Consider the following 15957-nt stretch of genomic DNA (forward strand, 5'->3'; position numbering starts at 1 on the left):
AAAAAAACACGCGGTGTAAATGCAACAAAAGAAGGGGTCAACATGAAACGTTCTGCTATTTATCAGGCGCTGATACTAACGGGTGTTTTGCCATTAAGTGGTGTGTCCTTAGCCCAGCAAGTCGACAATCAGGCGCAAGCCGACGAGCGCGTAGAGAAAATATCTATTACAGGCTCACGTATTAAACGGGCTGATCTGGAAACGGCCAGTCCGGTGACTGTGCTCAGCGCTGAGCAAATCGCCGTATCCGGTATCAGCAATGTGGAAAACTTGTTGCAAGAGATGTCCTTCTCGGCCGGTGTGGCGGGTAATGCAACGAATGCTTACTGGACCAGCGGCGGCTACGGTACCGCTCAGGTCAACCTGCGCGGCCTGGGAATAAAACGCACTCTGGTACTGCTAAATGGTCGTCGCGTCGTGGGTGGGGGAACCGGTGCTAATAGCAGCGTTGACTTAAATATGATCCCGACCTCAATTATCGAACGTATCGAAGTGTTAAAAGACGGCTCGTCTGCTGTGTATGGCGCCGACGCGGTAGCGGGCGTCGTCAACATCATCACTAAGCAGGAGTTCCAAGGGGCGGAGTTTAATCTCAAGGCCGGTATGGCCGATGATGGCGATGGTGAAAACCAGGATATGTCTTTAACCCTCGGGGGCAGCTTCGATCGTGGCTCGTCCGTGACCAGCATTAACTACTCCAACACAGAGGCAGTAAGGCAGTCAGACCGGATCGAGTGTTCTAAATATGGTACGCCTGATGGGAAGTTTGAATGCTTCGGCAGTGCCACGACCGAAGGCGGCAGAGCGTTATTGGCAGATGGCACTAGTGTGCAGTTTAATCAGAACCCAGATACGGCTAATCATGGTGATGATTATGGCCCTTACAATGCCGCGGAACATGGTTTTAAGTACATTAGCTACCTAAATGCGGTAAGCCCCATTGAGCGTTTTAATATCAGTAACTTCACCCGTTATGAAGTGACTGACAGCAGTAGTCTGTTTCTGGAGGCCATCTACACCAAGCGTAAAGGCGAACAGATTGTCACGCCCAGGGCTATCAGGCCGGTGATGGTTGATGCAGATTTTCGTTATAACCCCACAGGGCAGGACCTGGAAATTACCCGCCGCCGGAATAGCGAACTGGGTGCTCCCTATTTCTTTCAGGAAACTGACACCGTTCGCGCGGTATTAGGGATTGAAGGTGAGTTGTCCAACAATTGGAGCTGGGATCTGGCCTTTAACTTTGGTCGCAATACTGCCACCGATGGGTGGACCTTTGATCTGGATAACGCCAAAGTGGCACAAACCCTGGATGACAGTATCTGTACTTATGACAACAGTAACGGCATTCCCTGCGGTGACTGGTTTGGGGTAAATGAGCTGACCCCTGAGGTGATTGACTTTGTGAAGTACCGCCGTGAAGGAACCGGAGGTAACCAAATGCGCTCCTGGACGGCTAACTTGTACGGTGATCTGATGGAACTGCCGGCAGGTCCACTGGCCTTTGCCGCCGGGGTGGAGCGCAGGGCGGAAAAAGGCTGGCGTGACCCAGATTCCACTGTACTGCGTAATGGTGCCGAAGAGGCCATTGCTGGCAGCTATAAAGTGTCTGAAGCCTATGTGGAGTTGTCTGTGCCATTGCTGGCGGGTGTGCCTCTGGTTGAAGAGCTTACCGCCGAAATTGCGGCTCGCTATTCTGACTATGACACAGTGGGTGGTAAGTCCACCTACAAGTTTGGCTTGACCTGGCGGGTAGATGAAAGCTTGATGCTGCGCGGTGTGCGCTCCACTGCATTCCGTGCCCCTGTGATTACCGAGCTGTTTGGCGGTACTAATGGTGAAAACTTGCGCACCATCGATCCTTGTGAAAATGCCACAGGTACGATTCTGCAAAACTGCCTCGCCGACGGCGTGCCTGCCAACTTTGTTCAAGATGGTAATACCATACTGACTAATGTAGGCGGCAACCCCAATCTCGGGGCTGAAACTGCTGATACCTTTACTTTAGGTGTGGTGTGGGAACCTCAGTTCGTTGAAAACCTCTCGGCAACGTTGGATTACTTTGATATTCAACTGGACGATTCCATTACCTCAGTAAATGGCTCAGATCAGCTAAAGCTCTGTTATGAAGACCCGGTTGGTAACGCCCGCTTCTGCGATACCTTCACGCGTCATCCAGTGAGCAAGCAGGTGGTAACTATTGAACAGCGTCCGGTAAATGCCGCCGTGGAGTCAGTCAGAGGGGTGGATCTTAACCTGATGTACGGTTTTGATCTGATGGGCTGGCAGGCGCGCACCAACTTAGAGGCCACACGCCTGCTTGAACATCAGCGTATCCCGTTTGCCGGTCAGCCGACTATTGACTTGCTTGGTTATATCACCGAAGACCAGGGAAGCTATACCGAATGGCGCGGTAATCTGAGCTTCTCACTACGTAAAGGTGATTGGTCAGGCACGTATTCGCTGCGTTATATCGGCCCGGCAGATGATGTCAATGCCACCGATGCTGACCCTTTAGGGATGGCGGTAGGCAGTGTCAGTTATTCGGATATTCAGGCCAGTTACCTGGTGACGCCGCAGATAAAAATTTCTGCCGGGGTGGATAACTTGTTTGACAAAAAAGCCCCTTATCTGACTTCCTGGAATGATGCTAACACCGATGTGATGACCTATGACCTGCTGGGCCGTCGTGGCTATGTCAGCGTGAACTATCAGTTCTAGACTCAGTCTCCCGACCTGAGGTGCAGACCGGCCATTTATTGAATAGATGGCCGGTTTTTTTATACAAGCGGACAGTAGACGCTATACCTATATAGACTAGGAGGATTTATGAGTGACTTAGATCACAAGGTTGGCGTAAAGGAAGCTAATCTGGTTAAGCGAACCCTGGCACTGACAGGGCTTCAAGAACATGAAAGGACGCCTATGTGCGAGGAGATAGCGCAGCTCCTGGGCATTGATGAGGTATCCTTTGAACAGCAATCAGAAAAACTGAGCATAGCTTATGATCCTACCCATGTGGATCTGGATGATATTGAAGGGGTTGTGCAGCGCCATGGTGCCGAAATTGCGGCCAACTGGTGGAACAGAGTGAAAACTGGCTATTATCGTTTTGTTGACCAAAATGTCAGGGATAACGCTAAACACCAGCCTCACTGCTGCCATAAATTACCGCCAGGCAATCAAAGGCGAAAGTAGCTTCTCCGTTAACTTGGCATAACGCCATTTACAACCTGGCACAAAGCACAACCAAGTCCAGGCAGCGTATACCGTTTTCGTAAATTTCCTGCGGATAGTCAGCAAAGAAGTCATGCTTGATATGGTCCAATCGAAAGCCGCACTTTTGATAAAGGGCCAGTTGTGACAAGCTCGAGTTGCCCGTACCTACATACAGGCAACCATGGCCACCTTGTCTGGCCATTATTTTTACCTCTTCAATTAAGCATTTAGCTATGCCCTGTCCCCGGTAATCCAGGCAAACAGCAATATTTTTAAGCTCGGCCAGGCCGTTGCTGACTGTTAAAGCTGCAATGCCGATAATTTCATCCTGACTGGACGCTACAAGCACCTTTGCTGTCGGCAGATAGGCATGTATCGCCTTTATGTTGGGGTCTGCTTCCAACAACAGGTTTATCATCGCATCGTTGATGGGGTGGCAATAATGTTCAATCTTCATATTTGTGAATAGAGCAGTGAGGGATTGTTCAGATGGGGAGCAATGCTAAAAACTGCTTTCCTGATTCGCTCAATAGCCAAAAAAATGCAGCCAGATTGACCACTACTGTGGCCCAGTACATACGCTTAAAGGACGCTTTGCTAGACTTATGCCTGAGTTTGTTTTGTGCATAAAAAGCGCCAGGCCAGCCACCAAGCAGCGCACACATATGCAGGGAACTTTCAGGCGTACGCCAACGGTTATGTTGGGCAGCGGATTTATCCAGGGCATACATCACAAAGGCTATCAGGCTGGCCCCGAGATAAAGCAGTAATACTTGGACAGGCAGTATTTTCAGCAGGGTAAAGGCGGTTAAAAGTGCACAGAAAGCTAGCACTACCATAGTTCCCAGCTTCCGCATTCCTAGAGCAGAATGCTTTTTTGCCTTGCGATCAATGGCCAGACTGATGTTGGTGGCTTTGTATTTACCCGGTGATTCCAGCACCGGCTCATAAACGATCAGATCGCCTTCCATTGGTCTTCTGGAAGTTCGAACAAAGGCTTTGATATGCACAAAAGCACGATTTCCCCCACCGTTGGGTTCAACAAAACCAAAGCCTTTCTCATCATTCCAGTTAGTCAGCTTTCCTTGATATTTCAAAATGTCTTCCCTGCCTGAAAGTTCAGAAACTGGTCTAGGTTTGCCTTGTGCAAACCTAGACCAGTTTCTGTTTAACACGGGAAGGATTCCTTTCCTAGTCTAACTTGCCACTTTTCATGGCAGTGCTGATTAATGCTGATGCTTTTGCTTATTCTTGTTGCTATGGCCCTCGTGGCCTTGATGCTCAGTGTTACCCTTAGCTTTTTCTGTGCTCTGTTGTTTAGCACAATTTTTCATCATGGCCTGCTTCGCGGCGTCATCCATTTTGTCGTGTTGCACCTTGTCATGTTGCGTCGCTTCGCAGTTCATTTTTTCGTGACTTTGGGCATCACCCTTATGTGCTTTTTCTTTATGGTCATGGGCTACACCAGGCAGCGCCAAGGTTAGACCAGACAGCATCAGTAGGGTTGAGAACAGATTTTTCATGGAAATTTCCTTACTATCAGAGGTTCGCGCGCAGCTTGTTTACAAATAAAACTGCCGCCAGGCGAAGAAATTGATGAGCTAAGCATATTGGCTAGGTCTGACCTGCCAATGACCATCGCATTACAAAGCTGTAATGGTGATAGTGGAGAAGTTAGGTAACATGCATATTAGGGGCAAAGAGGTGTAGCCGCATATGCGCATACTTATTATTGAAGATGAAGTAAAAATCGGTGATTACCTGCGAAAAGGCTTAGAAGAGGCAGGATTCTCCGTGCAACTTTGCCGAACCGGACTGGATGGCTATCACGCTGCCGTGAGTGAGCCGTTTGATTTGGTTATCTTAGATGTGATGTTGCCGGATGCGGATGGCTGGCAGGTGCTTAAACGTTTGCGTGATAAGGAATTGCAAGTGCCGGTCATGTTCCTGACCGCCAAAGACAGCCTGGAAGACAAAATCCATGGCCTGGAGTCCGGTGCTGATGATTACCTGGTTAAGCCATTTGCATTTGCGGAGTTATTGGCCAGGGTCAGAACATTGCTTCGCCGTGGCAGCAAACAAGTGATGTCAGATACCTTGATGGTCGATGATTTGAAATTGGATTTACCCCGTCGCCGCGCCAGTCGTCAGCAAAAAAGACTGCACCTGACCCAAAAAGAGTTTGCCTTACTGGAGCTGTTGGTGCGCCATCGCGGTGAGGTGTTAACACGTTCATTGATTGCCTCGCAGGTATGGGATATGAACTTTGATAGTGATACCAACGTCATCGATGTGGCCATTCGTCGACTGCGCGCCAAGGTGGACGACCCTTTCGCTTTGAAGCTGATTCACACTGTGCGCGGCATGGGCTATAAACTGGATACCGAGGAATAGCGTGCGTTTGGCCGATAAAATTCTGTCTCTGCGCTCACGCATGCTGTTATTGGTGGGCGGAACCCTCATCCTCTGTTTTGTGTTGGTAGGGGTTTTGGTCGACCGCCAGGTTAAACAGCACTTTACCGAACAGGATGTGGCCGAACTGGCGATAGTGAGTCAGGCGGTGCGAGAGCGACTTGCGTCCTTTGAACAGATGCCATCAACCGCGCAATTGGCGCAAGCGCTTTCCGGTGCAGAATCCGGATTCCATGGTATGTATTTTAGTTTGTATGATAAGAGAGGGCAGGAGATTTACAGTAACAGCGCACTCACGCAAATCCCAGTGCTCAGAACCCGGGCCGTGGACAAGGTGGAAGACGCGCAACCTGTTGTCTGGAATGAGCAATCAGAGCATCTACGCGGTATTTTATTGACCCTTAGCTTACCTGGCGGTGAGCCTGGCGAGATGGCCGTTTCACGCAATATCGATTTTCATCAAACCTTCCTCGGCGGCTTTCATAGAACCCTGTGGCTGACTTTGTTGATGATTTGGGTCATTACTTTGCTGATGGGGGCGATGGCTATCCGCCTGGGTTTAGGGCCTTTGCATCGGCTGAGCCGGCAAATAAGCGGCATTACCACGGAGCGATTGGATTTACGGCTGGATCCTAAACAGGTATCACGGGAATTGTCCGAGCTGGTGGTTTCCTTTAATCAAATGATCAGCGAAGTTGAGCTGGGTTTTGAACGCCTTAAACATTTCTCTGCCGATATCGCTCATGAACTCAGAACGCCGCTGACGGTGTTGGCTATGCAAACGCAGGTGGCGTTGAATCAGGCCAGAAATTCCGATGAATACCGGGAGGTATTGTATTCCAATCTAGAAGAATACGAGCGCCTTACCGCCATGGTAAAAGATATGCTGTGGCTGGCCAAAACGGACAACGGTTTAGTGGCATTGGAACTTGAGTCCTTTGAACTGGCCGATGAAGTGGACAAGCTGGCTGAATACATGGGCATGTTGTCTGAGGACAGGGATATCCGCATTAGCCGCAGCGGACAGTGTTTTTTACAGGCTGACCGGGGGTTAATTCAACGTGCGTTGAGTAATCTGCTGAGTAACGCTATACGCCATGCCCGGGAGGGGACAGAGGTCTCGGTACTTCTGTCACAAACGTCGTCACAGGTTCAGATTGAAGTGATTAATTTAGGTGATAGCCTGACCGAAGAACAACAGTCACATTTGTTTGAACGTTTTTATCGTGCCAACGATGTTCGCAGTCGCCGCACCGAAGGTACCGGTCTGGGGTTGGCGTTGGTCAAGTCTATTGTGGAACTGCATCAGGGGAAAATCAGTGTGGCATCGGAGCAGGGTGCTATCAGCTTTAAGATAGTGTTGCCTGCCGCCAGGTTGCTTGCTGCTTAAAGCGCTAACTCATTGACCCGCGGATGTGACAGGCGCAATAAGCGTAAGCCTTCATCGAGTTTTGTCATGGCGTCTCGTGCCGAAGGTCGGTTGCGGCTGAAAGCCACATGGATATTGCTGATGTGGTTGAGAGGGCCTTTGCGAATACTATCTTTAGGCAGTTTCAACTGTTCAAGGTGATACTCCGCCACCCTATCGAACATAATGGCGGACTGTACTCTGTTGCGTCTGAGTAGCTGAATAATCTGTTTTTGGCTGGTCACCGCCACTTCACTAAAACGGTAGCGCTGTTTGTCGTAAAGGTCGCCGTATTCATAGCCGATGATAATCGCCACACTCATTCTATTGGGCGCATCCAATATAGAATCAAAATTGAGATTCGAGTCAGGGGGAAAATAGAAAGACGCCGCGGCTTGCAATAATGGCTCTTCACCAAACAGAAAGTCACGTTCGGTGGACTGCTGGCGGGTCACGTTAAAGGCACCGTCTACATCGCCTTGCTTGGTTAAATGCAAGGCTCGCGCGTAGGGGACGATAACAAAAGTGACTTTCATGCCAACCAGCGCATAGGCTTTCTCGATGATCTCGCGTGAAATACCTTGTCCATCCTCTTTGGCATAAGGTGGCCAGCTGCTCTCGGCAGCCAGAATGAACGGCTCTTTCGCAAAGCTCAATTTTGTGGCTAACAACAGCACGCTGAACAAAATTAAACGCATGAAATCCTTCTCCCTGAGAGCCCTAATCTAACCACAATAACCAACTTTGAGCCACAAGACTTTGATTTACCTCAGAGATTCTTAACTTAACCCAATATCAGGCTCAGCAAATAAATACATTTGCAAATGATAGTGATTGTCATTTGGTTTCTGGTTGCTTAAAATCCGCGGCAAATAACAACTTGCACTTAACACTCAGGAATACCTATGACCTTAATAAAGCGCGTTACGCCCGTAAGTTTAGCCGTACTGGCCGCTCTCTCTGCTCATCAGACGGTGGCACAGGATAACCAGCTTGAAAGGCTAACGGTAACAGGCAGCCGTATTGTTGAAAGTCTGGATGAAGTGCCAGCCAGCGTAACACTTATCGATCAGCAAACGCTGGTTGAAAACCTGAATGTCAGCGCTGAGCTACAAAACCTGTTGGCACTGGCTGTGCCCGGTATGGCTGCCAGTACCGGCAGTACCAGCAACTTTGGCCAAACTCTACGTGGCCGTAATGTGTTGGTCATGATTGATGGCGTCCCTCAGGACACGCCGTTGCGTAATGGCGGTTTGGGTATCCGCACCCTGGATGCGGCCAGCATTGAACGTATTGAAGTGGTTAATGGCGCGACCTCAATTTGGGGTAACGGTGCGGCTGGCGGGGTGATTAACTACATCACCAAAAAGCCCGGCAAAGACAAGGCCAATGTTACCTTGAGTCAATCTGCACGTACCAGCTTGGTCAAGTTGGAAGACAGCTTGGGTTACCGCACTGTGCTATCTGCCGATGGCCAGCTTGAAGGGTTGGGCTACGTGGTTAAAGCCTCACAGGAGAGCTACGGCGTGCAACGTGATGCCGATGGCGACATTTTAGGCCTGCAATACGGATTGTCTGACAGCGAGCAGCGAGATCTGTTTATCAAGCTGAACTATGAATTAGATGCACTAAGCCGGGTGCAACTGACCTATAACTATTACGACTCCGACCAGGATGCAGATTACCTGGATGTGCCGGGCAATATTGACCTAGGAACAAAAACCTATGCAGTAGCGCTTGCTGATGGGGTGAGGCCGCTTGGCGAAGCGCAAGGTCCCAATGGTAATCACAACCTGATGTTTAAGTACGAACATGATGAAGTGTTCGCCAATACCGCGTTAGTTGTGGATGCCTATCAACAGAAAATTGATAACGTGTTTTTCTGGTCTGCGACATTAGCCAATCCAGAACAGGGATTTGACGGAGGTCAGTCAGCTATTTTGTCGGAAAAGCGTGGACTGCGCTCGGTACTGACCAGTCGTTTAGGCTTTGATGGCGTGGATGTCACCTTGATCTACGGGGCGGACGTATTGGAAGATGTCACGTCGCAGCCGTTTTTGGATGGTCGTATTTGGGTGCCGGAAATGGACATGGGCTCTCGCGGCCTGTTCCTGCAAAGTAAGTGGGAATTGGGTGACGATTGGGTGGTCAAAGCCGGGGCTCGTCGCGAGTCTATAGACGTAGAAGTGGATGATTATCAGACCTTAAGGCTATGTCGCAATGCGACCACCTGTTCAGTACCTAAAGAGGTGGCAGGCGGTGAACTGAGCTACAACGCAACCACCTATAATCTGGGGGTCAGATACAATGCTGATGCCGCCTTCTCACCTTTTGTCAGCTACTCAGAAGGTTATGAAGTGCCGGATCTGGGCTTGTTACTTCGCACTGCCACTGTTGATGATATTAACCGTATTCAAAGTGAAGCCTCAGTAGTGAAAAACTATGAGGTGGGCTTCTCCAGCCAATTGGACAAACTTTATCTGAATATGGCGGTATATCGCAGTACCTCAGAGCTTGGCACTGGCAGCCAGTTAGACGCTGCAACAGGTATCTATCGGCCAGTGCGCGCACCACAAAAGATCTGGGGCTATGAGATGACCGCCGAGTATCGTATCGATGATGCTTGGCGCATCAATGCGGCCTATGGCTATACCGAAGGTAAGGACACCCAGAATGATGTGTATTTGGGGGGCAGGCAGATCAGCGCACCCAAGTTAAGTACGGCCGTGCGTTATCAGCCTCAGCAAGCGTTGTCGGTTAGCCTGTATTGGTTGCATGTCTTCTCTCGTGATCGTTTCTCCCCTAATGCGGATGGCTTATACACGGGCGACCAAGGGCCAATTAATGCTTATGACGTGTTAAATCTGTCGGCGAGTTATCAACTTGGTAACTGGCAGTTGTTTGGCGGAGTCGAAAACCTGCTGAATGAAGACTATTTCCCGGCACGTTCACAAGCTTTCCGTTATGGCAGCGGCTATGCGGTTAAAGGCCTTGGCACTACCCTTAATATCGGTGCCAGTTACCGTTTCTAGACTGGCGAGTTGCGGAAGGGCAACCATCCGCAGCCTGAGGTTTACGCCTGATGCTGTAAACCTCTTCGCCTTCACTGTTGGTACTTAGCGAAGTACTTTTTCAACCAAATAAGGAAGAGTTATGGGTAAGAAATGCGTTAAGCCACTGGCTATCGTCGTGATGCTAGCCTGCAGCACCACTGTTTTTGCCAGTGAGCGTCCAGACCACTATCAGGGGCAGACAGCCGAAAGCCTGGAACAGGCACTTGCCAACCTGACCACCTACAATGCCAAGCTAAAAACCGTGCTGGAAAAATCAGAGCTGTCTTTGCAGGATATGGCGCATATCCATGAACTGACATACAGTTTGGAAAATGCGTTGCAGCGGGTGGATGTGGAACTGGACAGTCTGGCGGCAACGCTGGAAGAGGTACACCTCAGTTCGGAAAAAGCCCATGGTGAACAGGTAAAAACTCAAGGAGAGAAGTACCTGAAACACGCAGAAACGTTACTGCAATCAGGGCGTTAAGTACTGTTTTGATAGGGAAATGGCCGGATTCCTGATAGGAATGCCGGCCTTTAACTTATTTAGGCTGCGCCTGCTACCGCAGCAGGATCCATCCAGAATGCTTCCCAAATATGCCCATCTAGGTCGGCTAGCGCTCTGCTGTACATAAACCCCATATCTTGCATCGGATTCACATCGGCCGTGCCGCCATGTTTGCCAGCCGCCAGGTTCATGGCATCAACACTGGCATGACTTTCACAGGTGATGGCCAGCATCACTTCGCTCGCCCCTTTTGCCGGCAAAGGCCGACTGGTAAAGCTGGCCCACTTGGCATGGGTCAGCAGCATCAGATAAATACTCTCACTCCACACCATGCAAGCGGCAGTTTCGTCAGTAAACTGGGGATTGTTGGTAAAGCCCAGCGCGGTGTAAAACGCCATTGAGGCACTGAGATCACTGACCGGCAGGTTCACAAAAATCATCTTCGACATAGTATGCTCCTTGTTACATTCAGATTAGATAGGGTTTGCGTCTTATAGTCGTAAACCATGTCGCGCAATCGACAACAGCGCTGATTTTTTTGTGAAACACACCTCAAGCATTTAATCATTCAATTTCCCACCAGTTTTGCTGGTGGCTTTCACCTGCTGTCATACATAAATCTGTCACAGTAGTGCAATAAAATTCACGCCATTTAGCTAATGACTGGCGGAAATTGGTCTGCCAATCGTCTTGTTCTGGATGAGTGAATTTTTGCAAAAGAAGCATGCCATTAGCACTGCCTTTGTGGCTATGAGATCAAGCCTTGAACGGGTAGTAGGACGCTTTGTTCCTGCCAGAGAAATAGAAGACGTGGTACAAGATACCTACGTGCGAATTCTGCAATCAGAGCAACTCGATTGTATTAAGCGCCCTGAGTCTTACCTGTATAAAACCGCTGTGAATCTGGCCAAAGATTACCTCAAAAGTGCGCAGCATAATTTGTCATTCCATGTGGAAGACATCGATCTGATTGAACACAGTCAAAGCGGTGAAGATGTTGTATTCAAGCAGTTTGCCAGTGAGCAGGAGTTTTCGCGCTTCTGCGATGCCGTCGGCGAATTGCCTGAGCAGTGTCGACGCGTGTTTGTACTGCGTAAGGTCTACGGCTTTTCGCAAAAGGAAATTGCCAAATCGATGAACTTATCCGTCAGTACCGTGGAGAAGCACATTGCACTGGGGCTTAAGCGTAGCTATTTGTCTTTACGTAAATCAGCCAAGCCCGTCGCTGAACCTGTTGCAAATGGCACAGACAAAGTCGTGGGAGGGCTGTGATGAGTAAGGTCATTCAATATCACAAACCCGAAGACCTGCTGGAGCAGGCCAGTCTATGGCTGGCTAAGTTAGATAGGGGACTAAACCGCGCTGAACAGCGGGCATTTGTGGAGTTTATGCAACATCCCCAGGCCAGAGCCACGCTTGAAGAGCTGGCCCAGCTTTGGGACAAAATGGATGTACTGGCAAAACTGGTTGATCTTATGCCGCCAACCGCCATGGCCAAACCCTCGCGCCATTTTAGCTGGCAAGTGTCGTTATCTATGGCCGCTGCGCTTTTGCTGGCTGTAAGTGCATTGTTTTTATTTCCGGTCCATCAATCACTTCCCGTAGCGACAGCGCAGCAAACTATCCAGCTTTATCAAACCGAAGTGGGAGAGTACCGGCGTATTGTTTTGCTTGATGGTACGCAGGTGTCTTTAAACAGTGATTCGCGACTGCGAGTCAGCTTTACCGCCAAGGTTCGACAGATTTATCTTGAAAGGGGAGAAGCTTTCTTTGAGGTGGCCCATGAGCCTGAACGGCCATTTAATGTGTGGGCAAATGACAGGGTGTTTCAGGCGGTAGGTACGGCCTTCAGCGTTCAGATTGATAAACAAAAAGTGGCACTTATCGTCCAAGAAGGCATTGTCAGCGTGAATAAGGCTGACGAAGATACCGCGTTGTTGGCTGAAACCTTGCTGCCCGATGGACAACTGATGCAGGCCGGCACCCGCGGTGAATATCTCCCTTTGCAGGACAGTACCGCACCCATAGTGGCGAAGGAACTGGAAAAGCGTCTTTCCTGGCGACAAGGCAATATTATTTTTACCGGCGATCGCCTGGAAGATGCGATAGCCGAAGTCAGCCGTCATACCCGTGTCCAATTTGAGTTTATCGACGAACAGGCCCGCAATGTACAGGTGGCGGGACGCTTTAAACTGGGTGATGTGGATGGGCTGCTGGTGGCGCTGCAAGACAATTTCAATATTCACTACCAGCGGATCGGTGACGACAGGATCTTGCTCAGTGCGCGCAGCTGGTAACAAAAACTTCATCAAATACTTTTGGCGGATTTTCCGCGCTGTCTCGTCAATCAGGCGGTGGTGCAATGTCGCTGCGATTGACGGGAAACCGGGCTTAGGCAGGTTAGTCCTTGGCATACTGATAGTGAGCTATCCGCTGTTGGTAGGCAGGGGGTATGCCGCTGAGCCGGACAGGATTCAATTCAATATTCCTCAATTGCAGGCAGACAAAGCGCTCACCTTGTTTGCAGAACAGGCGGATTTGACCTTGATATTCCCTTACGAAATCGCGCGGGAAACTCAGGCCAATGCCATCACCGGCGATATGACCGTATCGCAGGCGGCCTACCTGCTTCTGCAAGGCACGCGCCTTCAGCCATCTTATCTGGCCGATGGACGCCTAAAAATAGCGCAACTACGCACTCAGCCTGTAGAGGAACCAAACGTGAAACAATACAAATTGTCAGCCATTGCGGCTTTCTTATCGTCTTTGTTTATTGCCCCGAATGTTACCGCACAGATGTCAGAAGACGGTACGGTGGAAGAAATTGTGGTAACCGGGCAAAAGCTGTCACGCTTGCGCGCCCTGGATACCAAACGTAATGCGTCAATGCTAATGGAAGCGCTGTCCACGGATAACCTTGGTCGTCTGCCGGATAAAAATGCCGCCGAGTCATTAAACCGTTTGCCTGGTGTATCTATACTGATTGAGAAAGGTGAGGGGCGTTTTGCCTCCATTCGTGGCATCCGCCCTGACTGGAATCGAGTAACGGTAAATGGTTTTGAAACCGGTTCACCGGAAAAAGACGGCAGTGGTCGCTCTATGCCGTTGGATATATTAGGCGGTGAGCTGCTGCAAAGCGTTGAGGTATATAAAGCCAAAACGGCCGATATGGATGGCGAGGGTATTGGTGGTACGGTCAACATAGTGACGAAACGGCCGCTGGACACCGATGAGTTACAGGTTACCACTAACCTGCGTTATGGCTTTGAAAGTGCTGATCAGGACAACCCTTACTACGAAAGTGATGATCCGTACAATTTCGATGTGGCAGCCTCCGGGCGTATAAATGAAAAACTCGGCTGGAATCTGGGGGCATCGACATCCCACCGCCAATATCTGGCGCAGGGAATCTATCAGGACGACTGGGCTGAGGTCAGCGGCGTTTTTTACCCTGAGCAAACCAAGAATAACTACTATGTTGTAGGGCGTGATCGGGATACCGCCGTGGCAGGACTGCAATATAAAGCATCTGATACCACTACCTTGATGTTACAAGGATTCTACAGTCAGTTTGAAGAGTTCCAGCATCGTAACCGTTTCCGTCAAGGCATTGAACAGGATCCCGATCTGATTACCGGAGTTAATGGTGATACCGTCACTATGTCAGCTGGCGGGTCTTTTATCCGTGCCGACCTGCGCCGCGAGGATATCAGCAAAAAACTGCTGAATCTGAGTTTGAGCGGGGAAACCTTAAGCGGTAGCTGGCTACACCAATACGGTATCAATTTTGGCCACAATGAAATAAGTGAGCCCAATGCCGACTGGGGGTTCCGTCAGAACACACCGCAACCGCTGGGGCCTGACAGCTGGACATTGAACGAAAACGGTGTGTTGGAAATCAGCGAGGGTGGGTTGCAGCATAATCTGGCTTCTAATCTGCGCTTCCACAGCGTCTCTTATCAGAATGATTCAGCCGAACAGGACGTATTTTCTGCCAAATTCGACAGTGAATATACCTACACCCTGAGTGGCTATGCTGGTGCGGTAAAATTTGGCGGTAAATACAGTCGCAGCAAAAAGTCGTTTGACTACAACAATCTGTCTTACGACGTTGAGCGTAACAACCTGGCGGGTTTCAATGTTACCGATGGTGCCTTCTTAAACGATGTGGATGGTCAGGCGCGCGCCAACTTATGGTTCAACCTGGATGCGCTTAACGCCTTACTTCGCACCAACCCTGAGCTATTCAAGCGGGTGGAAGATAACGGTGTGGCTAATCTGGCGTCAGATCGCAGTGTCGAAGAACAGGTAAGTGCGGTGTATATGATGAACAGCCTGCAAATCGACAAACTGGAACTGGTCGCCGGGCTGCGCTTTGAACAAACCGAAGTAACCTCAAACGCCAATCAGCGCATTGATGATAAATTTGAACCTGTCAGCATTGAAGGTGACAACAATGTGGTCTTGCCGTCTTTGATTGCAAATTACCATTTCACCGACAAGCTGATTGGCAGAGCCTCTTATACGACGGCGCTGGGGCGGCCGAATTACGGCGACATTAGTGCAACATCCAGCTTTGGCATCGATGAAAACGGCGATGGCGTACTGAACATTGGTAACCCGGATTTAGAACCTTATACCGCAGATAACTTTGACCTGGCGCTGGAATGGTACCCTACTGACAGCAGTTTGTTGTCAGTTGCCTGGTTTCAAAAGGACATCGACAACATCATTATTAATGATGAGAAAACCCTTAACGGCGGCAGCTATCAGGGCATAGATTACGGTGTGGAAGAGTTAATTGTGCGTACAAAGCGTAACGCCGATACGGCAGAGGTGCGCGGTGTTGAATTTAATCTCCAACATCAGTTCAGTAACCTGCCGCAGCCCTTTGATGGGTTAGGCGCCATGTATTCCTACACCAATATTGACGCGGAATTCTTCGACAGCAATATCGGCCAAAACCGTAAGCTGGAAGGGCAACCCGAGGAGATTCAAAGCTTCACTCTGTTTTATGAAAACGACAACCTGTATGTAGGGCTGACCTACAACTACAACGCGTCATTCCTGACTGACTCCAACGACCTTAACGCGGTGGAAGATGATATCGAACAAGGTGAGTTTGGCCGTTGGGATCTGCGTATGTCGTACAACCTGAGTGAAAGCCTGACACTCTACTTTGATGCGAATAACATCAACGACGAGCCGACCACAGAGTTTCAAGGCGGAAATGAAACCTGGAACACTGAATACGAGTATGTGGGTACCACCTATTACTTCGGTCTGACCTACAGCCTGTAAGGTCTCCCATAAGCACATCAAGCCCCCTGTACGCAGGGGGCGATTCAATAGAGCAG

At 49.7% G+C, this 15957-nt stretch carries 15 protein-coding genes; 9 read left to right on the forward strand and 6 right to left on the reverse strand.

Features of this window, described 5'->3' with window-relative positions; translation table 11 throughout:
* The first annotated feature begins 42 nt into the window (after positions 1-42).
* The gene (locus KJY73_RS06995) at positions 43-2721 is read left to right on the forward strand and encodes a TonB-dependent receptor (protein ID WP_214341956.1); all 2679 of its coding nucleotides are present in this window, start codon (positions 43-45) and stop codon (positions 2719-2721) included.
* A 108-nt stretch (positions 2722-2829) separates the two neighbouring features.
* A complete protein-coding gene (locus KJY73_RS07000; protein ID WP_214341957.1) occupies positions 2830-3198 on the forward strand; it encodes a cation transporter in 369 nt (122 codons plus the stop codon).
* Between the two features lie 28 nt (positions 3199-3226).
* Here the strand turns inward: KJY73_RS07000 and KJY73_RS07005 are convergent, their stop codons facing one another.
* The 3 genes from KJY73_RS07005 to KJY73_RS07015 form a co-directional block, all read right to left on the reverse strand.
* Positions 3227-3676 carry a GNAT family N-acetyltransferase gene (locus tag KJY73_RS07005; RefSeq protein WP_214341958.1) on the reverse strand — a complete coding sequence of 150 codons (450 nt, stop codon included), beginning with the start codon at positions 3674-3676 and terminating at the stop codon, positions 3227-3229.
* Between the two features lie 28 nt (positions 3677-3704).
* On the reverse strand, positions 3705-4316 hold the full coding sequence (locus tag KJY73_RS07010; RefSeq protein WP_214341959.1) for a DUF1294 domain-containing protein: 612 nt from the start codon (positions 4314-4316) through the stop codon (positions 3705-3707).
* Positions 4317-4445: 129 nt separating this feature from the next.
* Positions 4446-4742 carry a hypothetical protein gene (locus KJY73_RS07015; protein WP_214341960.1) on the reverse strand — a complete coding sequence of 99 codons (297 nt, stop codon included), beginning with the start codon at positions 4740-4742 and terminating at the stop codon, positions 4446-4448.
* 193 nt (positions 4743-4935) lie between these two features.
* Here KJY73_RS07015 and KJY73_RS07020 point away from each other — a divergent pair, with 193 nt between their 5' ends.
* Together KJY73_RS07020 and KJY73_RS07025 are read left to right on the forward strand one after the other, a co-directional pair.
* Entirely contained in the window at positions 4936-5613 is a 678-nt protein-coding gene (locus KJY73_RS07020) for a heavy metal response regulator transcription factor (protein WP_214341961.1), read from the forward strand.
* 1 nt (position 5614) lies between these two features.
* Entirely contained in the window at positions 5615-7021 is a 1407-nt protein-coding gene (locus tag KJY73_RS07025) for a heavy metal sensor histidine kinase (RefSeq protein WP_214341970.1), read from the forward strand.
* Here KJY73_RS07025 and KJY73_RS07030 read toward each other — a convergent pair.
* On the reverse strand, positions 7018-7737 hold the full coding sequence (locus KJY73_RS07030) for a substrate-binding periplasmic protein (RefSeq protein ID WP_214341972.1): 720 nt from the start codon (positions 7735-7737) through the stop codon (positions 7018-7020). The genes KJY73_RS07025 and KJY73_RS07030 overlap by 4 nt on opposite strands.
* A gap of 207 nt (positions 7738-7944) precedes the next feature.
* Here KJY73_RS07030 and KJY73_RS07035 point away from each other — a divergent pair, with 207 nt between their 5' ends.
* Both KJY73_RS07035 and KJY73_RS07040 read left to right on the forward strand, forming a co-directional pair.
* Positions 7945-10071, forward strand: coding sequence for a TonB-dependent receptor (locus KJY73_RS07035; protein WP_214341975.1), 2127 nt, complete (start codon positions 7945-7947; stop codon positions 10069-10071).
* A 121-nt stretch (positions 10072-10192) separates the two neighbouring features.
* Positions 10193-10579 (forward strand): DUF6746 family protein, encoded by a 387-nt coding sequence (locus KJY73_RS07040; protein WP_214341978.1) that lies wholly within the window; start codon positions 10193-10195, stop codon positions 10577-10579.
* Between the two features lie 59 nt (positions 10580-10638).
* Here the strand turns inward: KJY73_RS07040 and KJY73_RS07045 are convergent, their stop codons facing one another.
* Positions 10639-11049 (reverse strand): VOC family protein, encoded by a 411-nt coding sequence (locus KJY73_RS07045; protein ID WP_214341981.1) that lies wholly within the window; start codon positions 11047-11049, stop codon positions 10639-10641.
* Positions 11050-11164: 115 nt separating this feature from the next.
* Positions 11165-11317: a hypothetical protein gene (locus KJY73_RS07050; RefSeq protein ID WP_214343348.1), complete on the reverse strand. Its 153-nt coding sequence runs from the start codon at positions 11315-11317 to the stop codon at positions 11165-11167.
* Between KJY73_RS07050 and KJY73_RS07055 the strand changes: the two genes are divergently transcribed.
* The 3 genes from KJY73_RS07055 to KJY73_RS07065 all read left to right on the forward strand — a co-directional run bounded on the left by KJY73_RS07055 (position 11312) and on the right by KJY73_RS07065 (position 15901).
* Complete coding sequence (locus tag KJY73_RS07055; protein ID WP_232848415.1) at positions 11312-11872, forward strand: sigma-70 family RNA polymerase sigma factor; 561 nt, start codon at positions 11312-11314, stop codon at positions 11870-11872. The two genes, KJY73_RS07050 and KJY73_RS07055, sit on opposite strands and share 6 nt — an antisense overlap.
* Positions 11872-12897, forward strand: a complete 1026-nt coding sequence (locus KJY73_RS07060) for a FecR family protein (RefSeq protein WP_214341987.1) — start codon at positions 11872-11874, stop codon at positions 12895-12897. Before KJY73_RS07055 ends, KJY73_RS07060 begins: the two co-directional genes overlap by 1 nt.
* 124 nt (positions 12898-13021) lie before the next feature.
* Entirely contained in the window at positions 13022-15901 is a 2880-nt protein-coding gene (locus tag KJY73_RS07065) for a TonB-dependent receptor (protein WP_332874164.1), read from the forward strand.
* The last annotated feature ends 56 nt before the right edge of the window (positions 15902-15957 follow it).

Source organism: Bowmanella yangjiangensis (genome assembly GCF_018531185.1).
GTDB classification, from domain to species: domain Bacteria; phylum Pseudomonadota; class Gammaproteobacteria; order Enterobacterales; family Alteromonadaceae; genus Bowmanella; species Bowmanella yangjiangensis.